22 protein-coding genes and 1 tRNA gene are annotated in these 22,524 nt (G+C 51.1%); 4 read left to right on the top strand and 19 right to left on the bottom strand.

Features of this window, described 5'->3' with window-relative positions; all coding sequences use genetic code 11:
- Nucleotides 1-14: 14 nt before the first annotated feature.
- The 4 genes from ACQ76X_RS29540 to rpmG all read right to left on the bottom strand — a co-directional run bounded on the left by ACQ76X_RS29540 (nt 15) and on the right by rpmG (nt 3,320).
- Nucleotides 15-869, bottom strand: coding sequence for a metal ABC transporter permease (locus ACQ76X_RS29540; RefSeq protein ID WP_438497373.1), 855 nt, complete (start codon nt 867-869; stop codon nt 15-17).
- The gene (locus ACQ76X_RS29535; RefSeq protein ID WP_340899203.1) at nt 815-1,522 is read right to left on the bottom strand and encodes a metal ABC transporter ATP-binding protein; all 708 of its coding nucleotides are present in this window, start codon (nt 1,520-1,522) and stop codon (nt 815-817) included. The genes ACQ76X_RS29540 and ACQ76X_RS29535 overlap by 55 nt, the downstream gene beginning before the upstream one ends.
- A gap of 347 nt (nt 1,523-1,869) precedes the next feature.
- A complete protein-coding gene (locus ACQ76X_RS29530) occupies nt 1,870-3,078 on the bottom strand; it encodes a GTP-binding protein (protein WP_438497341.1) in 1,209 nt (402 codons plus the stop codon).
- A 92-nt stretch (nt 3,079-3,170) separates the two neighbouring features.
- Nucleotides 3,171-3,320 carry a 50S ribosomal protein L33 gene (gene rpmG / locus ACQ76X_RS29525; RefSeq protein ID WP_438497340.1) on the bottom strand — a complete coding sequence of 50 codons (150 nt, stop codon included), beginning with the start codon at nt 3,318-3,320 and terminating at the stop codon, nt 3,171-3,173.
- Nucleotides 3,321-3,519: 199 nt separating this feature from the next.
- On the opposite strand from rpmG, the gene ACQ76X_RS29520 reads away from it, so the two are divergent.
- The 3 genes from ACQ76X_RS29520 to ACQ76X_RS29510 are packed head-to-tail and all read left to right on the top strand — an operon-like array spanning nt 3,520 to nt 6,480.
- Nucleotides 3,520-4,551, top strand: a complete 1,032-nt coding sequence (locus ACQ76X_RS29520; RefSeq protein WP_438497338.1) for a CobW family GTP-binding protein — start codon at nt 3,520-3,522, stop codon at nt 4,549-4,551.
- Between the two features lie 31 nt (nt 4,552-4,582).
- The gene (locus ACQ76X_RS29515) at nt 4,583-5,572 is read left to right on the top strand and encodes a permease (protein ID WP_438497337.1); all 990 of its coding nucleotides are present in this window, start codon (nt 4,583-4,585) and stop codon (nt 5,570-5,572) included.
- A 35-nt stretch (nt 5,573-5,607) separates the two neighbouring features.
- Nucleotides 5,608-6,480 (top strand): TIGR03943 family putative permease subunit, encoded by an 873-nt coding sequence (locus tag ACQ76X_RS29510; protein ID WP_438497336.1) that lies wholly within the window; start codon nt 5,608-5,610, stop codon nt 6,478-6,480.
- Here ACQ76X_RS29510 and ACQ76X_RS29505 read toward each other — a convergent pair.
- The 14 genes from ACQ76X_RS29505 to ACQ76X_RS29440 all read right to left on the bottom strand — a co-directional run bounded on the left by ACQ76X_RS29505 (nt 6,473) and on the right by ACQ76X_RS29440 (nt 20,998).
- Nucleotides 6,473-6,868 carry a NusG domain II-containing protein gene (locus ACQ76X_RS29505; protein ID WP_438497371.1) on the bottom strand — a complete coding sequence of 132 codons (396 nt, stop codon included), beginning with the start codon at nt 6,866-6,868 and terminating at the stop codon, nt 6,473-6,475. The two genes, ACQ76X_RS29510 and ACQ76X_RS29505, sit on opposite strands and share 8 nt — an antisense overlap.
- An 87-nt stretch (nt 6,869-6,955) precedes the next feature.
- Nucleotides 6,956-7,144, bottom strand: a complete 189-nt coding sequence (locus ACQ76X_RS29500; protein ID WP_438497335.1) for a DUF6954 family protein — start codon at nt 7,142-7,144, stop codon at nt 6,956-6,958.
- Between the two features lie 94 nt (nt 7,145-7,238).
- On the bottom strand, nt 7,239-10,706 hold the full coding sequence (locus ACQ76X_RS29495; protein WP_438497334.1) for a PAS domain S-box protein: 3,468 nt from the start codon (nt 10,704-10,706) through the stop codon (nt 7,239-7,241).
- Between the two features lie 496 nt (nt 10,707-11,202).
- Nucleotides 11,203-11,835, bottom strand: a complete 633-nt coding sequence (locus ACQ76X_RS29490) for a hypothetical protein (RefSeq protein WP_438497333.1) — start codon at nt 11,833-11,835, stop codon at nt 11,203-11,205.
- A complete protein-coding gene (locus ACQ76X_RS29485) occupies nt 11,832-13,058 on the bottom strand; it encodes an ABC transporter permease (protein ID WP_438497332.1) in 1,227 nt (408 codons plus the stop codon). The genes ACQ76X_RS29490 and ACQ76X_RS29485 overlap by 4 nt, the downstream gene beginning before the upstream one ends.
- Nucleotides 13,055-13,930 carry an ABC transporter ATP-binding protein gene (locus tag ACQ76X_RS29480; RefSeq protein WP_438497331.1) on the bottom strand — a complete coding sequence of 292 codons (876 nt, stop codon included), beginning with the start codon at nt 13,928-13,930 and terminating at the stop codon, nt 13,055-13,057. Before ACQ76X_RS29480 ends, ACQ76X_RS29485 begins: the two co-directional genes overlap by 4 nt.
- Nucleotides 13,931-13,968: 38 nt before the next feature.
- Nucleotides 13,969-14,259: a hypothetical protein gene (locus tag ACQ76X_RS29475; RefSeq protein ID WP_438497329.1), complete on the bottom strand. Its 291-nt coding sequence runs from the start codon at nt 14,257-14,259 to the stop codon at nt 13,969-13,971.
- Nucleotides 14,189-14,851, bottom strand: coding sequence for an RNA polymerase sigma factor (locus ACQ76X_RS29470; RefSeq protein ID WP_438497328.1), 663 nt, complete (start codon nt 14,849-14,851; stop codon nt 14,189-14,191). Before ACQ76X_RS29470 ends, ACQ76X_RS29475 begins: the two co-directional genes overlap by 71 nt.
- A 261-nt stretch (nt 14,852-15,112) precedes the next feature.
- A complete protein-coding gene (locus tag ACQ76X_RS29465; protein ID WP_438497327.1) occupies nt 15,113-16,351 on the bottom strand; it encodes a hypothetical protein in 1,239 nt (412 codons plus the stop codon).
- A gap of 12 nt (nt 16,352-16,363) precedes the next feature.
- The gene (locus ACQ76X_RS29460) at nt 16,364-17,257 is read right to left on the bottom strand and encodes an ABC transporter ATP-binding protein (protein ID WP_438497326.1); all 894 of its coding nucleotides are present in this window, start codon (nt 17,255-17,257) and stop codon (nt 16,364-16,366) included.
- 59 nt (nt 17,258-17,316) lie between these two features.
- Nucleotides 17,317-18,099 (bottom strand): hypothetical protein, encoded by a 783-nt coding sequence (locus ACQ76X_RS29455; RefSeq protein ID WP_438497325.1) that lies wholly within the window; start codon nt 18,097-18,099, stop codon nt 17,317-17,319.
- On the bottom strand, nt 18,035-18,634 hold the full coding sequence (locus ACQ76X_RS29450; RefSeq protein ID WP_438497324.1) for an RNA polymerase sigma factor: 600 nt from the start codon (nt 18,632-18,634) through the stop codon (nt 18,035-18,037). The genes ACQ76X_RS29455 and ACQ76X_RS29450 overlap by 65 nt, the downstream gene beginning before the upstream one ends.
- A 483-nt stretch (nt 18,635-19,117) precedes the next feature.
- A complete protein-coding gene (locus tag ACQ76X_RS29445; protein ID WP_438497323.1) occupies nt 19,118-20,824 on the bottom strand; it encodes a CocE/NonD family hydrolase in 1,707 nt (568 codons plus the stop codon).
- A 36-nt stretch (nt 20,825-20,860) separates the two neighbouring features.
- Nucleotides 20,861-20,998, bottom strand: a complete 138-nt coding sequence (locus tag ACQ76X_RS29440) for a hypothetical protein (protein ID WP_438497322.1) — start codon at nt 20,996-20,998, stop codon at nt 20,861-20,863.
- Between the two features lie 257 nt (nt 20,999-21,255).
- Between ACQ76X_RS29440 and ACQ76X_RS29435 the strand changes: the two genes are divergently transcribed.
- Nucleotides 21,256-21,918, top strand: a complete 663-nt coding sequence (locus tag ACQ76X_RS29435) for a TetR/AcrR family transcriptional regulator (protein ID WP_438497321.1) — start codon at nt 21,256-21,258, stop codon at nt 21,916-21,918.
- 326 nt (nt 21,919-22,244) lie between these two features.
- Here the strand turns inward: ACQ76X_RS29435 and ACQ76X_RS29430 are convergent.
- Nucleotides 22,245-22,328 (bottom strand) — tRNA-Leu (locus ACQ76X_RS29430).
- Nucleotides 22,329-22,524: the final 196 nt, after the last annotated feature.

Here is a 22,524-nt window from a genome sequence, read left to right as displayed (position 1 = left end):
GTTAACTCCTGTTCTTATATGGGTTTATGGAATTTGCTTAAGGATTTATGTGTGTTACGGCGGTTCCGCCGCCTGCTCAGCTTCTGCACAGCGATGGCGATAAGCAGAAACAACAGCAGAATGAGGGCAATCGTGCCTCCGGGAGGCGTATTGATATAATAGGATGTTGCCAGGCCGCTAAAAACACCGGTGAGGCCCACGCCGATGGAAATCAGAACCGCAGCGGTGAAGCCGGAAGCGATACGCAGCGCAAGCGAGGCTGGCAGCACAATAAGTGCGGACACCAGCAGTACCCCTACCACCGGCATCGCCGCCGCAACGGTCATCCCGGTGAGCACAGCGAACGAAAAGGATAACAGGCCCGTATGCACGCCGCCGATGCTCGCCGTCTCTTCATCAAAGGTCAGGCTGTAGAGCGGCCGCCGCAGCAGGACGAAGTACAGCAGGCCTGCCGCTGTGACGATAGCAATCAGTCTAAGCTGGGTATCACTCACAGCTACGATAGAGCCGAACAGATACGAGCTGAAGCTCTTGCTCAGATTCTGCTGCAGGCTCATCAGCACAACTGCCAGCGCTAGACCTGAGGTCATAATAATGGCAACCGGGAGCTCGCTGTATGTACGGTAAGAACGGCGTAGCTGCTCGATGACGATACCGCCGATGACAGCCACCGCGAAGCCGCTGAGTGCGGGATTCAGCTGCAGCACTGAGCCCAGCGCCACACCCGCGAGCGACACATGGGAGAGGGTATCGGCCATCAGCACCTGACGGCGGAGCATCAGATATACGCCGAGCAGCGGCCCGATGATCCCGATCAGGCCCCCGGCCCAAAATGCACGCTGCATGAATTCGTAACCAAGCATTGCCAGCCCTCCTGTTCCTTCCGTTCCAGGCTGATCACTGTATCTAGATAAGCGCTTGTCTCCTCCAGGCCGTGCGTGACCATAATGACGGTGCGCCCGTGCTGACTGACATAATGTCGCATCAGCTTGTAGAACCCGGTACGGCTGGCGATGTCCATGCCTGTGGCCGGTTCGTCCAGCACCAGTACCTGAGGCTGTCCCGCGAGCGCACGGGCGATGCAGACCCGCTGCTTCTGCCCGCCGGACAACTCCCCGATCCGGCGGTCACGGTAGTCCCACATCTCCACCTGTCTCAGGCTGCGCTCGACAATTTCCTCCTCACTTTTCGTAAACCTGCCGAACAAGCCAAGCCGGGCGTAGCAGCCGGAACGGACCAGTTCAATAACCTTGCTGGGAAATCCGGCATTGAAGGAAGCCACCTGCTGCGGAACATAGCCGACAGCAAGCTTGCCCCCTCCTGTGATCTCCCGGTTCAGTGTGACTGTTCCGCTCCACGGACGCAGCAGCCCCAGCAACAGCTTCAGCAGCGTGGTCTTTGCCGCACCGTTCGGGCCGGTAATCCCGATGAACTGCCCGGCTTCAATATCAAGCGACAGGGAGTCAATCACAGGCTCATTCCCGTAACCAAACACCACATCCCGCATGGATGATAAAATCATGGCACATATCCTTTCTTTCCTAATCCGCTTGGATTAATCGTAAACATTACGTATTGACTCCAAACATATTATCGTAATGATTACGATTTGTAAACCCATTACGGCAAATTAATCGTAATTCATGGAATCCAAACAAGTGGAAACGGCTTCGCCGTCTTCAAAAGGACGGTATCCGTTTCAGCGAGAAATAGAAGGATAATTTATAGCCTGAAGCATATAAATTCTTATCTTTTTAATAAAAAAGGACCCATTCTCCACTCTCATGTGGAAACAGGTCCTTCTAAATGCAAACTGGCTGGAGGCACCCTCTATGAGATCTGCTCTCTACTTGTGCTCGCTTACAACCCCTACTCCTGAGCGGCTGCCAGCAGCTCCTCGGCAGGCCAAGGAAGCGGATTATTGAACTGGCTCCAGTCCTGCTGCAATTCTTCTCCGGTCAGCAGACAGCGGTCCAGTCTGGCTTCAATCGCCGCACGGTCCATGGCCACTCCGATGAACACAATCTCATTCATCCGGTCGCCCCACTGCTCGTCCCATCTGGCCTTCACGTCAGGCTCGGACGCCAGCACTTCAAGCTGCTGTTCCTTCGGCAGAGTCGCCAGCCAGTAACCGGTCGGACCAAATTGGATAGAAGGCCCGGCCTGGCTTAAGCTCGCGGCGAGATCGCCCTTCGCGGCCAGCCAGACCAGCCCCTTCGCCCGCACAACTTCTTCCGGCCAATTGCTGAAGAAGAAGCTTAATCTCTGCGGGTGGAAAGGTATTCTGCGCCGGTAGACGAAGGAACCAATGCCATATTCTTCGGTCTCTGGTGTATGCTCCTCCTTATTCAGCTCCGCAATCCAGCCGGAGGACATACTTGTCTTCTCAAAATCAAACAAGTGCGTATTGAGAATCTCTTTGGGATCAACGACACCGTTAACCGTACGGATGATCTTGGCGCCCGGCTGAAGTCTGCGCAGCACAGCCTCAAGCTTGTTCAGCTCCTGCTCTTCAACGAGGTCGCATTTATTGAGCAGCAATACGTCGCAGGTCTCAATCTGATCAATAAGCAGCTCTACAATATCGCGGAAATCCCCTTCGCCTGCCGTCATATTACGGTCGATCAGACTGTCTCCGGAAGCGAAATCATGCCAGAAACGGTTGGCATCCACAACGGTGACCATCGTGTCCAGTCTGGCAAGCTCCGTCAGGTCAATATCCAGATCAGGATTGGCATACGTAAAGGTCTGCGCGACCGGAACCGGCTCGCTGATCCCGGAGGATTCGATCAGGATATAATCAAACCGGCCTTCCGCGGCCAGATTGCTCACTTCACGCAGCAGGTCGTCGCGGAGTGTGCAGCAGATGCACCCATTGGACATTTCCACCAGCTTTTCCTCGGTCCTGGAGAGAGTGTTGCCGGATTTTACCAGACTAGCATCGACGTTGACCTCACTCATGTCATTGACAATGACAGCGACCTTCAGGCCGTCTCTGTTGTGCAGAATGTGATTGAGCAATGTAGTTTTACCGGAGCCCAGATATCCGCTGAGCACGGTAACAGGAATTTTATTCATAGATTTACTCCTTAGACTTTTAGATGGGATAGGGATGACAGATGAAAAGTTATGTGCAGCGCAATGCGGCTTCAGAACCCAGACTGCATAACTTAGCGTGTCTCCCGGTGCAGCGTAACCCGTTTCAGACGCGGACAATATTTCTTCATTTCGATCCGTCCCGGCTGGGTTTTCTTATTCTTGGTAGTGGTATAGTTGCGGTCGCCGGTTTCTGTGCAGGCCAAAATCACAATTACTCTCACAGTGTTCATCTCCTTTTGTTTAATCGTAATGTTTACGATTTACACATTCTACATGTTTGAGTCCCCTGCTGTCAACAAGGGCATGCAGAAAATCACTACTCTCTCAAATATGTGGTCTTTCCTTAGATCAAATTACGTATATATGGAAATATGAAAATATGATTCTTGCAATTGCAAGATTCAAACGGGAGTGTGGACGATGAAGATACCGGTGATTATATTAAGCGGATTTCTGGGGAGCGGGAAGACGACCCTCCTGCTCACTCTGCTGAAAGAGAGCAAGGCACGGGGACTGAATCCCGGTGTAGTGATGAATGAGCTGGGCAAACGCGATGTTGACGGCTACATTCTGCAGGAGCATACGGGGACAAGTGTGGAAAAGCTGCTGGACGGCTGTGTCTGCTGCAGCCGCAAGGACGAACTGCCGGGAAGCCTGAATGCACTGCTCGCCCGGCGGCCGGATATGATCTTTATCGAGCTTACCGGCGTCGCCGATCCCGAAGAGATCGCAAAGTCGCTGCAGGAGCCTTCCTTCAGCGAGCGGCTGGCGCTGCACTATACAGTCACCCTTCTCGATGCCGAAAACATGCTTGAGTACAACAGCCGGTTTTCTGCCGACAAGCAGCTTGTCCGGACACTGCGCAAGCAAATCAGCGGGGCCGATCTGATTATCGTCAATAAAAGTGATCTTGTAGAGCCGGAAACCTTATGGAAAATTGAAAAGGCCGTCCGCAAGTATAATGCAGAATCCGAGATTGTGTTTACCCACTACAGTGAAATCAACGTGGCTCCGCTGCTGGCCGGCATCACTGCCCGGACATCCCGTACCGCAGCTGCCCAGCGCAGCTCCCGCAGCATCAACGGGTCCGTGCTTAAGCGGATGAACGCCGGTCAGCCCCATGGTGCAACCGCTGTGCAGGAACCGGGGCTTGAAGCCGAACCCTCGTACTCGCAGGTGGCTGCTGTGACACTGACATTCCCGCAAGCGGAAGATAGCGGAATCTACAGGGAACAGCTGGAGGGCTTCTTCCGCGAATGGGGCGGCAGCCTGCTGCGGGCCAAAGGACATGTACGGCTGAGGGGTCAGGCTGAAGTCCAGCTGGTGCAATTTGCCGGAAACCGCGCAAGCTGGGAACCGTCGCGTTATCCCGGACTGCCTTATGTCGTCTTCATAGGGTTGCATTTGGATGAACAGCAGCTGACGGAGCGCTGGTCTGCACTGTTCGGTTAATACCGCATGCCGGGAAGGAGCCTAAGATGCCTTGACAACCTTTTCTCCGTTTAAAATACTGCCGCTGCTCATTCCCGCCGTCTTCCTGATTATTTCGGGCATCGTGTGGCTGCCGGAGCACCCGGAGCTGCTGGACAATGCCTATGTGGATACGTTCAAAACAGCTTTTATCGGCATTCTGCTGGAAGCCCTGCCGTTTGTGCTGCTGGGTGCGCTGCTGTCTTCCCTGCTCCGCGTATTCGTTCCGGACGAGATCATCTCACGCTGGATTCCGCGGAGACCCGTTCCGGCGATCCTGTTCGGCTGCCTGCTCGGCATCCTGTTTCCCGTATGCGAATGCGGCATGATCCCGCTGGTCCGCCGCCTGATGCATAAAGGAATGCCGCTGTATGTTGCCGTCGTATTCATTCTCTCCGGACCCGTGGTCAATCCCGTCGTTTATGGGGCGACACTGACGGCCTTCCGCTCCCATCCCGGACTCGCTTATGCCCGTATGGGTCTTGCGTTTGCCGTTGCCGCGCTGATCGGCCTTATCATTTACATCACGGTAAAAAAGTCGCCGCTGCGGCTTTCTATTCAGCGTGAAACCGGGGAACGCCATGAACAAGGCACACGCGGAGGCAAACTGGTTGCCGTCTTCGTACACACATCGGACGAGTTTTTTGAGATGGGCAAATATTTGATTATCGGCTGCCTGCTGACCTCCGGCATTCAGAGCTTTATGAATCAGGGCAGTCTGGCCGCTATTGGGGAGAAGCCGCTGGGATCCTATCTGTTCATGATGGGGCTGGCCTTTGTCCTCTCCTTATGTTCAACCTCCGATGCCTTTGTCGCTTCCACCTTTCTGCACAGCTTCCCGGCGGGATCACTGCTGGCATTCATGGTGCTTGGACCGATGCTGGATTTCAAAAATTCACTGATGCTGCTCTCGCTGTTCAAGACGAAGTTCGCGCTTTACTTATTTTTTCTTATCTTCTCCGCCGTCTTTATCGGATCAGTGCTGGTTTCATTAGGGTTATGACGCTATTTCTCACAAAACTTTCAGGAGGGCCAGAGATGAACGATTCCGGCAGCATCCGGTTCCACTATCTGCTCAGGGCGGTTATTCTGCTTCTCTTCGCGCTGTACATTGGGCATCTGGTCCAGCAGGACGCGCTGCATTATTATGTCGCCCCGAAGCTCGCGCGCTGGATTAAGCTCTGTCCCATCCCCCTTGCGCTCATGGCACTCAGCCTGGGGATTCAGGCCTTGTTCGGCAAAAGCAGTGTCTTGTGCGACTGCGAGCACCGCCTGCCCCGCACCGGGCTCAGAAGCAGCGCGCTTTACGGATTGTTCCTGCTTCCGCTGCTGCTCGGCTTCCTGCTTCCCGACCGCGCTCTGGGCAGCGCGGCTGCAGCCAAAAAAGGCATCGCCTTATCCTATTCCACGGTGGAACCGCGGGAAAAAGAGTCATTCGCTGCAGCCAATCCTTATCAGGCGGAATTCGCGGAGCTTGCGGCCAACCTTCACGCACAGGATGTCATTACGGTCTATCCGGAAATTTTCTCCGAAACGTTCGGAGCAATCGACCTGTATAAAGGCCAATTTGCTGGTAAAGAGATCATTGTCTCAGGTTTCCTGTACCGCGAACCGGCAGTATCAGGCAAAAGTTCGTATGCGGTCAGCCGTTTTCTCGTCCAATGCTGTACTGCCGATGCCACACCTTTCGGAATCCTGCTGGATCCGCAAACACAAATAAGCCTGCCCGCCGATACCTGGATTGAGGTTCGGGGCAAGCTTCAGGTTGTGAAATACGGCGGCAAGGAAATCATGCGGATTACTCCAGACAGCATTACAGCGATTCCCCAGCCCTCCACTCCTTACGTGTATACCAATGCCGACTCGGTGGCCGCATGGGAGCAGATTCAAGGTTTACCGGCAGCTAAATAACTGCGTCCAGCTCATCATCATCATCAATGGATCTATCGGGGTTCACGACTTCAACCATCAGCCGGGCCGGAATGCAAATAATCTGCTGCCTCGGTCTGGAAATAAAGCCCATCTCCAGGGCAATCGGCAGCGGCGCATCAGAATACGTCATCTGAATTCCGTAATCATACAGTTTTAGTATATTGTGGCCGAATTTGGTCTTCATCTCAATAATCTGCTCTTCTTTGGTCAAAGAAACAGTCTTATACTCTTTGCCGTTCACTGTAATAACGGCTTTCAAATCACCTTGTGCATAATGCTCATTCCGGTTATTCATCCATTTAACTCCGTAGATGGAGCCGGCTACAAGTAAAACCAATACAATAATGACAAAATCGCCGCGTTTCATCTTTTGCAATCGCGTTACCCTCTCGTTGGCTATATTTATACGTAAAAATTACGAATAATCTAAATATAGTCAGCGCAGCAGACTTTGTCAATGCTTGCCCAGCCGCTTCAGCAGACTCCGCATCCATACGGTGATCGCCGTATAAATCAGCAACACGACAATCAGCGTAAAAATACGTTCCTTGGCAGATCCGTCAGCGAACAGTACGGGACCCAGGCCGAAGAACGTGGTCAGCAGATAAAGGATCGCGAACAGCATATACAACAACACTCTCACTAGCGGCCCTCCCTCCTTTCTTTTCAACCTTCATTCTTTCAGAATAACCTCAATTGAGGCCAATCATTCCTGACTCCCGTATTGCTGCTTCTGCCTATCTGCGGGAATAAGCCGACCATTCCCTCAGCACCCTGTCCAGCTCCTCCGGCCGGATCGGCTTGGAGATGAAATCCTGCATGCCCGCCCTCAGGCACATCTCCTTGTCTTCTTTGCGGGCAAAAGCTGTAGTGGCGATAATGACCGGGGACAATCCGAGCTCCTCGCGGATTTTGGCTGTCGCTTCAATCCCATCCATGAGCGGCATCTGAATGTCCATAAATACCAGATCATACTGCCCGGTGAGCACGGCCTCGACCGCCATTTCCCCGTTGGACGCCACATCGGAATCATATCCCCGCTTCTTGAGATACGCCTGCAGCAATCTCAGGTTCACAGGATGATCCTCGGCAACTAGAATCGACAGCGGACCGTACACCCCGCTGGAGGAGCCTTTGTACTTGCTGCGGTTCTCCCGCCGTTCCGTAGCAGGGAACGCAGCAGCACCGCCTGCAGTGGTCATTTCTCTTGGAAGAGTGGCATGGAGGGTGAAATAGAACTCCGAGCCTTCATCTTCACGGCTCTCTACGCCTATCGCTCCACCCAGCAGCTCCACCAGCTTTTTGCTGATGGCCAGTCCCAGACCTGTTCCGCCATATTTGCGGTTGATCGATGGATGCAGTTGGGAGAAGGATTGGAACAGCAGGCCTTGGCTGTCCAGCGGAATACCAATCCCAGTATCCGTCACGGTAAATTTAAGAACACACTCGCCGGAATCTCTGGATGCCACCAGCTTCACTTGAATCCCGATTTCCCCTTCTTCGGTGAATTTCACCGCGTTGCCGACCAGGTTTACAAGAATCTGGCGCAGTCTAGTCTCATCCGTTAACACCAGCGGTGGCAGCGCGTCATCCACCTCGCAGTTTAGCGAGAGCCCCTTCTCTTTGATACGGGGATAAAAGATATCTGTGACGTTCGATACAACCTGGCGGAGATCCACAGCTTGCAGCTCAATCGTCATCATGCCCGCTTCAATTTTACTGAAATCGAGCACCTCATTGAGAATATGCAGCAGCGTCCCACCGCTCTTGGTAATAATCTGCGTATAATACTGCTGTTCTTCATCAAGCTCGGTGCCTTCAAGCAAATCAGCCATGCCGATAATCCCGTTCATTGGTGTGCGCAGCTCATGGCTCATAATGGCCAGAAATTCCGATTTGGCCCGGTCCGCCTGCTCGGCAGACTCCTTAGCCCGTACAATTGCCTTCTCTTCGGTAATGTCGCGGAACACAACCACAACACCCTTCCGTACACCGTTATCGAACAGAGGGGTCATCCGGTATTTGACGAGAAAGCTTGAACCGTCCTGTCTCCAGAATACGCCCTCTTTCTCATCATAGGTGAGATGATCTTCCAGCCATTCCCGCAGGGGCTTCCGCCCTCCAGGATACGGTTCTCCGTCGAGCCAGGTCTGCTCGATCGTAGGCAACTTGATCTCTCCCGCCAGCTCTCCGGCTTCGTAGCCAAGCATTGCGGACGCCGCCGGATTGATAAATACCGTCGCACCCTCAAGATTCATGCCAAAAATACCTTCTGAAACGGAATTCAGAATCAGCGCATGCTCATAGCTGAGCTTCTCAATCTGCTCCAGATGCCGTTTGCGCTCCGTAATATCGCTCGTAATGGCAAATACGCCCACGACCCGGCTGTCTACCATTATCGGCACATAAATCATGCTGACCTCGACAACATGCCCATCCCGGTGAAGCAGTCTGCTCTCGAAGGTTTGAGCTACACCGCTTGCAGCAACAAGAAAGCGTTCTGCCACAAAATCCAGCTCTTCCGGATCAAAGATATCGCAGTAGTTTGACAACAACAGGCTTTCACAGGAATAACCCGTCAAATGCTGCAGGCTGGCATTCAGCGATTGGATCCGTCCCTGCAAATCCATCGCGCTGATAGCCGAAGGGTTATATTCAAACAAAGACTTATAGCGGTTCTCGCTCTCCAGCATCTTGAGCTCATATTGCTTCCGCTCCGAGATGTCGCGGGTGATGCCGACAATCTCCGTATCTCCTCCAGCACCGGTATCAATGTGGCGCAGGGTCGTTTCTGTCCAGATATAAGAGCCGTCTTTACACAGAAACTGGAAGACGATAGGCTCAAGCCTTTCCCCTTTGATGCTGCTGCGCAGATAGGCCTGGACACGGGCTGCATCCTCGGGATGAATATATTCCATTCCCTCGGTGCCTACCATCTCTTCAGGAGTATATCCGAACATCTGCAGACAGACCGGAGAGGCATACAGATAGGTTGCTTTCTCATCGGTTGCATTGCGGGAAATGAAATCCTGGGAATTCTCCGAAATAAGCCGGTAGTTCTGTTCGCTTTCCCGAAGCTGCTGCTCCATTTCCCGATGAGCTGTAATGTCCTGAACCACTCCGCTAATCTGCCTTATGTTACCTGATGCATCCTGAGCCACTTCCCAATGGGCATCAATAAATTTCTTCGTACCGTCGGCCGCCGTAATTCCGAAGACCGCTCCGCCCTTCGTTCCATGTGTCACCGAATCAAGCAGCGCCTCCGTAACCCTGGGCAGATCTTCAGGCTCCACACATTCCTTAATGAGCAGCGGATCATAGACGGTATGATTGCTGAAATCATCGGTATGGCCAAAGATACAGCGCATTTCCTTGGAAGCAATCAACTGCTGGCTGGAGGCCTCCCATTCCCACGAGCCCATCCGGGCCAGAAACTGGGCGTTCGCCAGCATGTCCTCATATTTCTTCCGGACCGTTATATCCCGGGCAACCGTCAAGACCTGCTGGACCCCACCCTTATCGTCGCGCATGACCTGGAAAGAACTTTCAATCCAAAGATAGTGCCCGTCTTTATGGCGCACCCTGCGGGTAAACACATCGTTGTCCGAATAGAGCAGTCCCTGCTCGGTCATCTCCAATGCGTCTTCCTCATGATAGTAATCCGGCCTTTTTTTACCGATCATTTCATGGGTGGAGTATCCCAGCACTCGTTCAATGGAGGGCGAAACATAATGGATCGTACCCTCAGGATCAGCGAGAGATATCAAATCGGGCGTATTCTGCGAAATCAGATTATAGAGATAATGCTCCTCCAGAATCTTCTTCTCAGCCAGCTTGCGGTCCGTAATATCCTTCATTTCCGCAATCATATATAAAGGGGGACCCGCAGCTTCATCAAAAGTCAGAAACAAATGCAGTGCCACCCAGAAGACTTCACCATTTTTGCGTGTAAATTGATTTTCACTGTCTACAGCTGTACCCGGGCTCTGCAGCAATAGGTTTATAATCTGCTCATGATCTGCTGTGTCTTTCTCTTCCGTACAGGAAATATCCAAATACCGAAGATTCATAAACTCCGCTTCCGTATACCCGAACATACTGCACAGTGCAGGGTTGGCCAGCTGTATCGTCCCATCCTTCATGGACACGACTGCAAATCCTGTAGAAGACCGCAAATACAGATATTTAAAAAGATTGTCGGACAATGATAGAGCCTCCTCTGTGAAAGTGGCGGACAGAAATTAAATGTAAATGTAAGTATATCTTTTTTTCGGTCAATAAGCTTCTAATATGAAGTCTACCATAGAGACAATGGAAACGAATGAGGCAATTTGCTGGAGATTAGACATGCGAAAAAGGGCCTTTTTGCCCAAGAGGAATGAACATGGAGGCGGGAAAACTGCTCGATGTAGTCTGCAGCTCCGGACGTAATGTCAGCAGTTTTGCCCGGCAAAAAACCGCCTCTCAGTCACTACAATGACTTTAAGGCGGTCAGTTATATGTTATGCCGTTTGTTTAGTTTTTCGGCTCCGGTGCAGGTCCCGCCGTCCTTGCCGGTGCAGCGTGCTGGACTTTCTGCTTCGCTTTATCAATCTCAGGTTGTGAGGGAGTCTCGCCGGTTAAGCGAAGATGCTGAAGAGTTAAGTTCGTTCTATTTCAAACAGATTGCCGCGCTAGCCACTCCGCCCACCTGGGCTGCCTTCAGTCCAGTCTCCGGGCCGGAAGCAGGAAGGCACAGAACACAGCAAGTGCGCATGACAGTCCGGCGAGCAGCCATTTGTCAGGATCCCATCCGCCCTTCACGAGCCCAAACAGATAAAAATGTCCGGTCAGACGGCCCATTGTCATAAAGTCGAGCAGATACCAGGCAAAGCCGACAATGTATCCGCCCGATAGGTTGCGGATCAGTAGAGCAGCCGTCATACCTGCGGATCCGATCGCCATTGCGGTAATGGCAACTCCGCCGATCATCGGCCATAGGTCAAAGACCGCGCCGCGCAAATGCAGGCTGGTGAAAAAAACGGCAATGATCAAGAAAACAAACAAAGTAGTGGACAGCCAGCGAAACAGAAAGATAGGGTGATGCCGCACCTTCTTGGCGTAGAGCACCTCACCGATTCCACCCTCCTCCAGCATCGCCAGATGAGGGTATACGATCAGGCCCAAGAAGCTGATCAATAGCTCTCCCAGCTTGGCGACATCTCCCCATTCCATGAGCTGAGGATCCATGAAGAAATGCACGCTGCACAGCAGGGCGATGGACAGCAGCCACGAATAATGGGCCGTCAGCTTCAGGTTGTACCAACCAAGCACGCGGAGAGATTGACCTGTCATGAGGCTTCCCCCGCGACCGTTTTAGCTTTTCTTGTAGAGGATTTGTTCCCCCGTACCCATCCGGAATCCGCCTGGCTGCGGTTTCTTTCCCAGAGCAGCGCGGTTCCGGCTGCCAACAGCACCGCAAGAAGAATGTAAAAGCTGCGGTTAATTGCGATCTCATCCACCCAACCTTTATATAAATCAGCGTCCCTTGGCGTGTTAAAGCGGATGATCAACTTGTACAGCCCATAGGAGCCCATAAGCGGCAGCACAGAAATAAACCACCAGACGATCTGCAGGGCGATCGGCACAATCCCCCGGCGGAACAGCATAGAGCCGAACATTCCGAAGGCAATCGAAGCCCAGACTGTAGGCAGCAGCCACCAAGCTGTGTATCCAAGGAAGAGGAAAATCGCCTCCGCCGTCTGTCCCTTCAGTTCCAGGGCATTTACGGTCTGCCAACCGCCGGCAACTGCAAGCACAAGATAAATCAGGGAGAGCATGATCCCAAGCGCGATAAACTTTGAACCGACGTAGGTCCATGACGAAACCCGGCGGCTGTATATCAGCTCGCTCATTCGGCTGGAGCGGTCACGGAGCAGCAGAAAGGCCGAAAGGAATACCGGAAAGATACCAGCCGGGAGTGCGAGATAATCGCAGAAATACCTTGCGGCTCCGGGCAGCAGTTCTCCGGCCTCTACAACTTCGTTATAGCGTACAAGCGTTTGTTCCTGCGCTTTCACCGCTTCCTCGTAGTTATCGATACCAAAGCCGAATTCATCCATCCCTCTTTTGTACATACTGCTCCCACCCAGTTGCTTGTTCAAACCATCAGAAACCTTGTAAACGTCTTCCATCGTGTACTTATCCGAATCTTTAAGAATGATGTCCAGCTTGGATGCAGCCTCGGTGAGGGCAGCTTTTTCTTGCTTATCCAGCTTGCTCTCGAGCGGAAAGCCGATTCTCAGCTTGGTTGTTGAACCGGCATCCAGGTCCCAGCCAATCTCTTTCCTCATTTGCGTAGCAAGTTCGGAGGTGTTCCCGGGCAGCTTCCAGCCGTAAAAAGGATGTTCCGGGGGACCCACATTTTGCGGCTCAGTCATAACGGGAGGCCGAAGCTCGCTCCAGGTCTGCTCTGCGGCATATTCGGTGAAATAGAAGAAGCAGGCCACTAGTATAAATACATAAAAAACGAGACTGCGCAGAATCATGCGAATCTCTTTACCAATGAGCCCTATCATACGAACGACTCCTCCTTGCGCATCAGGTAAAGATAGGCATCCTCAATAGACGGTATGGCCTGCTGCGCTCCCGGATAAGGCTGCTGATCGGCGAGAACACGGATGCGCATTCCTGTGCCTTCCGGCACAGCGGACAGCACGGGAAAGCGGTCACGGTCCCGCTCCCACTGCGCCCTGTCAAGCTCCACCGTCCAGACGCGTCCGGCGGCAGCCCCCGTCAGGTCACCGATTCTGCCGTGATAGCGCAGACTTCCCTTATGCAGCACGGTCATTTGCTCGCAGGTGGATTCCACATCCTCCACAACGTGGGTGGACAGCAGGACGATTCTCCCTTCAGAGAACCGGCTGAGGAGCCGGCGAAAGCGGATCCGCTCTTCCGGATCAAGCCCTGCCGTCGGCTCATCAACGATCAGCAGCTTCGGTTCATGCACCATTGCCTGGGCCACACCGAGCCGGCGCTTCATTCCGCCGGACAGTGCTTTCACTTTGGTCCGGCGCTGCTCCGTCAGGTTGACCTGCTCCAGCAAATCGTCGATTCTCCGCTTCCGCTCCGAATGCCCCTTCACCCCGGACAAAAGTGCGAGATAATCCATCGCTTCAAGCACCGACATCCCTGGATAAAACGCAAATTCCTGCGGCAGATACCCGACTAGCTGGCGGATCTGCGCTTTGTCCGTCAACGGCACACCACCGATCGTTGCTTTGCCGGACGTGGGTGTAAGTAAAGTTGCAAGCAGCCGCATCAGTGTTGTTTTACCTGCCCCGTTGGGACCAAGCAGCCCATGTATCCCTTCGCCAACTTTGAAGCTGACACCGTTTAAAGCCTGCTTTCCCCCATAGGTTTTGGTCAGTTGTTCAATTACAAGTTCCATTCTAATCCTCTCCCTCACATGCTTTTGACTCCCCATTGCTAATCGCTTCCCTGGTCCCAGGTAAACTCCGTGTTCTCCACCATCAGTCCTATTCCGATCAGGAGGAGTGACAGCAAGACGAGCAACACTTGATCAATGACTTCGAACTTGATCATCACAAAAACAACAACCGCAGTAAGCACGATACCCGCCAGCTTAGTATTTCTTTGCCTGTCGAGCTGCCGGCTGTTTCTTCGCACCTTCTCCGCTTCACGTTTGTCAAACTCCAGCAGACGGGCTTTCCGGTACACTTCCTCTAGAAACGCTTGTTCCTCTTCGGCTGGCTTCACAATCCCACTCCTCCTTTTCGTAAATCTGCCTCAGCTTCTTGCGGGCCCGGTGCAGCAGCACCTTGAAGCTCACCGTTGTACGGCCCATAATAGCTGCCGCTTCTGTATAAGACATCTCACCTACATCAACGAGATACACGGCCATCCGGTAATCCGGCTTGAGCGTAAGCAACCGCCGTTGCCACTCCCGGTCCTCCTCGTGCACAATCGCCATCCGCTCGGGATCATCCAAACCGGGAGGCGGCATGCGGTTTCCTTCAGGCAGGTTATCTCCTGTGTAATCCCCTGAAAAGGAGGAATCGGGACGCCTGCGCATCCCTGTTTCAACCGGCAGGTTCCCCTGCCGCTGCCGCTTCCGCAAGGAATCTATGCTTTTGTTGCGGAGGATCGTGAACAGATAGGTTTTAAAAGACGCGCGGGCATCGAATCTCTCCGGATACACCAGCAGATAGGCAAAAGAGTCCTGTGCCAAATCCTCGGCGGTATGATAATCCCCGGTCAGATGATAGGCAAACCCTACCGCAGGCTGCCGGTATTGCCGGACCAGCCATTCAAAGGCATCCCGTTCTCCCTGCCGGAACCGGAGCAGCACGGCTGCTTCATCATCCGGGTGACCCGCGGCCTCATCCTCCGTAATGGAGCGCTGTCTGTTTCCTCTCTGGATATCGTTCGTCCGAATCCCCTCCTCTCCCGCAGCCTTCTACTACTTATTCGTCCAAGCCTCCGAAATAGTTACAGTGCTTCCAAAAAAAACAAAACGGGTCCGCAAACTGCTGCATCAGCAATCTGCGAATCCGTACTTTTTTGACAACTTCCGCTTGGGACTTCAGTGCCGCCCCTTGAGTCTTTCCTATCAAACCACCTGATGGTTTTTGAAGGCGCGATAAGTAAAGGGCAGGAGCAGGGCTATAACGATGACCGCAAAGCCTGTAGCAAACTTATAGCTGGGAATCAGCTGTCCAAACACAGAATACACCTCGTATTCGGTTACTCTTGTAATGCCATCAACCATTTTTCCAGGAAATAGGTTCATAATATGATTATACAAGCGGCTGCTCTTGCTAGCCGGAAAAAACAGCGGGCCGATCAGCAAAATGACAATCACAATAATAACGGGAAATGGTGTGCTCATCCGGCTGGACAGCCAGAGCGTCACCGCCCCCACGATCAGACAGGCCAGGCCGCCAAGGAGAATTGCCCACAAATAGGTCTGAAACACCGTGAAAGGAACCGGGGCAAAAAGTTTGATCATCTGCACGCTGGCGTTTCCCCCATCAAATCCAAAAATTCCAAGCATCAAGAGAGTGTAGGTGCCTAATCCCACAGCAAGCAAGCCAAGGGAGACAATCAAGCTGGCTTTCAATTTGGCGGCAATGACCTTATTGCGGCCATAACGGGAGGACAGGATTATAGCATCCGCCCCGCTCTGGTATTCACCGGCAAAGACAGGAGCAAGCCAAATCGCAATCACAAACGCGCTGATCAATAAAACAAACTGCAGGTTCTCGAACACATTCTCCCAGCCGGTTACATAGTCCATTTGGAAGGGGACTGGAATGGACTTATTCATCCGCATAAAAAAAGCAGTCTCTTTGGCAGAAGCATTGCCCGGAGTATAATCCCTGTCTATGTACTCTTTCACCTTATCGAGACGTTCCTGATAGAAGGTCTTTGCTGTAATTGGTGTCATGCTGTCGATAATATAATGATCGTATTCACGGGAATGGGAAAAAGCAAACCGGATCAACGAATCGATCTGATAACTCTGCTCTTTGTAGGTTACATAAGCCTCATTTGTGAGTTCCCCCTTCTCGTTAAGGTTTTTCGGATCATGCATGACTTTTTGATGATCTTGGACTGCAGCCGCTATTCTCTCTATCGTCAGCGGTCCGGCAAGCTGGCGGTTGTATTCCTTTCGGAGCGGGATGGCTTCCAGTCCTTTTAGATCATTGCCGTCCTTGTCCGTTATGTACGCACCCGAAACGAGCGCCCATACCCCTAATAAGGCCACGACGGTTACAAGTGCTATGCCTATAAAAAATGATTTCCGTCTCATGATCTTTCTGAGCTCAAACCGGGTCAGAATATCCATAAACTATACCTCCTATTTGACTTCGCCAGCCGCTGCAGCCGATTCATCTTGAAAATGGTATAGAAACAAGTCTTCAAGCGTCGGTGGAACCGAAACTGCATGAGCTGCGGGTTGGACCTTAGAGACAATACGCAGCTCAACCCGGTCCCGCTCATGCCGCAGATTGCTCACACAGTACCGTTCATTCCACGCCTCCGCTTCCCTCGCCGGAACATGGCATAACCAGACATTGCCCTCCATCGTAGCTGTCAGCTGTTCTACCGTCCCGCTCATTAGCAGAGCACCCTGTTTCATCACCAGAATCTGATCGGCGATATATTCCACATCGGACACAATATGTGTCGACAGGAGGATGATCTTATCGCGGGCCAGATCGGCTATAAGGTTGCGGAAGCGTACCCGCTCCTTGGGATCCAGTCCCGCCGTTGGCTCGTCCAGCACCAGCAGGCGGGGATCATTCAGCAGTGCCTGGGCGATGCCGAGCCTTTGCTTCATCCCCCCGGAAAAGGTGCGGATTTTCTTGCGTGCCGCCTCCTCCAGAGCTACCATGCGCAGCAGTTCACGGGCTTTTCCCTTCGAAGCCTTCAGGGTCAGCCCTTTCAACGATCCGACGTACCACAGAAACTCTTCCGCACTGAAATCGGGATAATACCCGAAGTCCTGAGGCATATAGCCCAGCAGATCGCGGTATTGTTCCCCCATGCGGCCAATCTCCTGGCCGTTCATCTGAATCATCCCCGAGGTCGGACTGAGAATGCCGCAGATCATCCGCATCAGCGTTGTTTTACCTGCTCCGTTAGCTCCGAGCAAACCATACACACCGCTGGTCAGCCGGGCCGAAATGCCGTTCACCGCCTGTTTCGCGGCAAAGCGCTTGCTTAGCTCATTTATAGTCAGTTCCAACACGTTATGAACCCTCCTTATTCAATGCTCCCTGTAACCAAGCGGCCTGCGCTGCGGTAATTTCACATCAGGCTGGAAGCGGTCTCCAAACTCCGGCAAGTCTTGCGCAAACCGCATACCTGCAGCGCTATTCCTGCGGTTGTCACCAGCAGCATCATCTGCCATACTCCCACTGCTGCTGGTTCAAACACCCACAGGTTGGGGGTAAAGGCAAGTATCATCTGAACCAAAGCCACCATGCCGGCGAAGGTCAGGCAGTAATATCCGCAGCTTGGGGTGCGAACCCGATTGAGCAGCCACAGGCAGCCGAGGCAAGTTAAATTAAAAGGCACCAGCAGATAGATCAGCATGGTTGCAACATCACTATGTATCCAAACGCTTAATGTCGCAGCCAGCAGGGTCAGACCCAGCAAATCCGCCATCCCCAGCAGACTCATGCGGACCATCGTCAGCTTCTCCAGGAGATGGCGGGTGCTGAGTTCTATCTCCAGCATATGACAGCTAAGTGAACGGGTCAGCGTATGGATTCCAGCCATTACCAGCAGAGGTGCAGCGATAGAGACCATCATGACGATTTGCACACTCTCACCCATTTCCTGAAGGGCGTTTCGTAGTAACAGCACCATTCCCAGGACGATTAGCAATTGCACGGCCCATACCTTCCAGCTGATGAAGCGAAGCTGGGCCAGATAGAACTCTCCGAACGACGTTCTCCGTCCGGCTTGTCTCAGGCGCAGCACCTCCACCGCCCCTCTGGCGGTATCTTCAAGATGCTGCCGTTCAATGGGGGGCGTGGGGTAGTTCTTTAGGGCGTTGACGATGGCCTGCTCTGATCTCTTGTTCAACGGGTTCACTCCTTTCCAAGTGGCTTCTTAGTACAGCCAGCCCGCGCTTCACCCGGTACTGCACCATACACATGTTCACTCCTGTTACGCGGGCAATGTCACGGTAGGTCAGATCCAGGCAAAAGCGCATAAACACCAGTTCCCGCTGCGATTCAGGCAGCAGCTCAAACAGCTCATGCACCAGCTGCTCCCTTTCCACCTGTTCTTCTATAGAACTGCTTTGCTGTGCAGCCCTCCAGTCTGCTGCATCCTCCTCGTCCTCCAGGGATAGCGGCTGCCCCTTCCTTAAATGATCGTTGCATAGATGGCGGGCGATAGTGTATAAGTACGCACGGCATTTTCCGGCGTCAGTATAGCGCTCAATATGGCGGCAAAAGCGGTAAAAGGTCTCTTGAGTTAAATCCTTCGCCTCTTCCGCGTTCCGTACCCGCCAGCAGCAATACTTCTGGATGCCAGCGTAGTGCCGCTCAATCAGCGGTGTCAGATACTCGGTTTCCCCCTCCTGGATCCGCCGAATCCATTCCCTTTCATCCACCTCGTCCCCTCCTCTCTAATAGGTATAACTGTTTTTCTGCCGGAAAAAATGAACAGATATTATGTCATTATTGTGACGTTGTTCAATATTCACAAACCCGATCACGCAAGACCCGGAGGAACGGACAGGCAAAAAAAGAAGCAGCGGCTAGAAAGCTCACTGCATCTCAAGATTGCTCAAGGACTGAGGTTAGTATATATTTCTGGTCTCTATACGCGCCAAATTGGTAATTCGCTTCATGAACATCAGGTGAGGTGATGTAACCGATCGTTTGTATATCTGCAAATTCACCGCAATAAACCGAGTGTACCATGTAAAATCCCCCACTACAGTTCGATGTCTCACATTTCAGCTTCACAATACGCAAAAAGGATGATCTGCTCACCTTTGAACAACTGGGCAGCGGCTACCGATGAAATCGCGCTTTGCCAAATTCCACAACCTGCCCGAGCTGATGAAATGGTAGGGAAGAGTTAAATCCAGTTAGGGTATGATCGGCAGCAATAAATAAGAATCAAATTCATCCCCTGTATATAGAGTAACGTCTGCTTCCCAAACCCTGTCATCCGCCGTCTGAGTCAGCAGTGCGCAGCCGCTCTGATTCTGGCTGCCAATTTCCAGGAGCAACCGATTTCCTTTAGCTACAACAATCGCGCTATCCCATATCTCTATATCCAAGGGGTAGACTTCCCCGGGAATCAGCTTCTGAATCTCATCGAAGCTGTAGTAGGGCTTATATTCCGCCGATATTTGATCATCCGTTTTACGTAAGGAAGCGCGTAGCCAGCCTTGGCTAATGGGGAATTGGTCCGTTAGTGCTCCTGAATTAACTACCTCATTGCCAAGAGGGTCAATGTTGCGCAAAGATACAAAAATGTCCATATCATCTGTAGTTGACGATGCCCACAAGCGGAGCTTGATAGGCCCCAGAATCTCTGTTTCGTTCTCGAACGGAGCAGTTTCAAACAGAATACGCTTGGAGTTGTTTTCCTCTCTCGAGAATGCTTTCACCATAAAGGGCTCGGCCCAGTGCCTGGACTCGCGCTCCTTATCGCCATCATAGCAAAGCTGGCTCTTGGCTTGCGGAAGTTCCACTGAAAGCAGCTTTGAGCTTGCATCAAGGTAAAATCGTGTCCATTGGGTACGCTTAAGCGGATACTCATTCTCGTAGCGCCATGTGTAGCTATTACCTCCGCGGGGAATGGCAAGCTTCACCTTCGGCTCCCTCGTTATGCCGGTATCGATTCCCTTGAGCCAATAATCGAGGAATTTTTTCTGCAGCTCACGACCCTGAGCGGTATAGAATTCACCAACATGGCTGCCGATATGCACTTCAAGCCACTTGTGCTCCGATGCTGCATTCTGAAATCCCAGAAAGTTCCCCCGGGTATGCATTCCGGCGCTAAACCAGTTGCTTGCGGATAATAAAGGTACCTCTACTTTGCTTAGATCAGAGAACCGATTCGTCCACGATTGATCACGTAATGGATTGTTTTTGACCATCTCTGGGAAATCAATGCGATTGTCCTGCAGTTGTTCCTCGGAGAGGCTTCCACCGGGATTGTATTGATGTGTCAAAACTCCGTTTTCCCACCAGAATGAAAGAAAGCCGTTTGTCTGAATTCCACCCGGATAACAGAAATCCGCATAATAATCTACTGTACCTTCCCAAGGTATGATGCACGCTAAATGAGGAGGTTGTTCGGATGCCACAGCCCATTGGCTCATTGCCAAGTAGGAGATGCCCAGCAGTCCTATCCGTCCATTGCTCCAGGCTTGCGTTCCAGCCCATTCGATTGCATCATAATAATCCTTCTTTAAAGCACTTGATAATATATCAAGCTTCCCTGGAGAATTACCGATACCACGTTCATCTACTCGCAATACAGCATACCCTTGTGGCACCCAATATTCAGGATTTGGTGTTTCCCAGCTAAGTAACGGTCCTTTATCCTGCGAATGGGTATATTCTATTGCAACCGTCGGGTTAGCAGGAGCAAATTGTGAGAAATGCGTATCCTTTCCATACGGACACATCGTCATGATTACTGGAAAATCCCCGTCCGCATTAGGCTGATAAAGATTTGCGGCGAGATAATTCCCATCTCTCATCGGAATCTTTACTTCCTTCCAGGTAAGCTCATAAAAGTGATTACTTCTTTCGTTAGTGTCGATAGGTAGAGGATTCATAGCTTGCCTCCATTTGATAGTTTTTCTTGAAACCAGTCAATCAATAAGCTGTGTTGCATATGCCGTATACATTTCTTCTTTAAATCCAGTCCAGCCTGGAATAATTAGAACAACGGGAACATCCTTAGGTGCAGCATTTCCATACCAATGGATACCCCCCCCTTCTTCCAGCAATTGGATTCACTCCTTCTATCATTTTTATAAAAGAAATATTAGTACACATGTACTAAAGTAAGTGTATTCCTACGAGTACACTAATTCAACTCTGATCTTTTTCGAGAAAATCATTCTTAGCTGAGGATTCTCGGCAAACATCTCTGGAATCCTTCCATATCCTTAATCAAGCTACTTATTTCGGCTTAAAGGGCCAATTTATGATATAATGCTTTTGATTTCAAGTGCATATCACAAACGCTATAAAGGAGATAGGCATGGATAATAATTTAAGAGATAAGATCCTTGAGACTTCAATTGAATTATTTAATAAAAAAGGATATGCATATGTAACATTGAGGGATATTTCCGATGCGCTAAATATTAGTCCTGGTAATTTGACATACCATTTCAAAAAAAAACAAGACCTCATGATTGGTGTTATGGCAAGGCAGTATGAAGAATATCAAAACTTAAATTTCTCAGCGGACGTTTCTATCCAAGGGCTGAATCAGCAGTTTTTAAACCTTAGTGCATTCCGCGAAAAATATTTCTTTTATTTCTCCAGTTTTACAGAATTGCCTAAGCTGTATCCTGAGATAGCTAATATGCAAATTAAGGTTGTTAATGATTTCTATACACTTTTTACCGATACATTTACCATATTTGTTAATAATGGAATTATGAAAGAAGAATTATATGCCGGACAATATGATGATTTGTCTATTTCTTTATTATCGATCAATATGTATGGGACACAGGAAATAATTCTTCTCCAAAAATTTCTTCCAAAGCAGAAAAGTATCTTTTCCATCCTATGGAGCCTTATATTGCCTCATTTAACAAGAGAAGGGATGGAGATGTATAGTCGGATGACACAGGTCGATAAAACTCCTCCCCACAACTATGCTGCAAGCAAGATAAACCGAACGGAGGCTTGAAAGGGTCAATATGTGACCCCCAAGGTACGTAAGATCTGACTAAGACGGCGGAACAGTATCCCTCCCAATAGATGGTGACGTAACCCAACAGTCCTGCCGCTATCACCTTCTCCATGATGGGCAGCAGCTATACCGTTACTGGCATCGTCGTCCCTGAAGGCAACAGTCAGGCTTCCCTCACTAATTTGAGAACTTGCTCCTCAAATTGTTTCATTTCCATTCATCCCGCTTGCCAGCCATTTTCATTATTCGAACGACACAACCATACTCAGTAAAACGCAAAATAAAAAACCCTTCCGAAGAAGGGTTTGGTTTGTAAACTATGATGCGGTCAAGAGGACTCGAACCTCCACGATATTGCTATCACTGGCACCTGAAGCCAGCGCGTCTGCCAATTCCGCCATGACCGCATATTATGAATACAGCGATTTAATCACCGTAATTAAGAATATACTCCCTTTTGATGTAAAGTGCAAGTTTTATTTCCGAAGCAGTACATTAATCACTCGTCTGGACAGGACAATTCCTATTTTCACACTGAAACATTAATCACTGACTAACTTACGTATTAAAAGTAAATTACATATAACACTTCATAAAGGAAGG

The organism is Paenibacillus sp. IHBB 3054, from assembly GCF_051594305.1.
Taxonomy (GTDB): Bacteria; Bacillota; Bacilli; order Paenibacillales; family Paenibacillaceae; genus Paenibacillus_AQ.
This window is presented reverse-complemented; position numbering and strand designations above follow the sequence as displayed.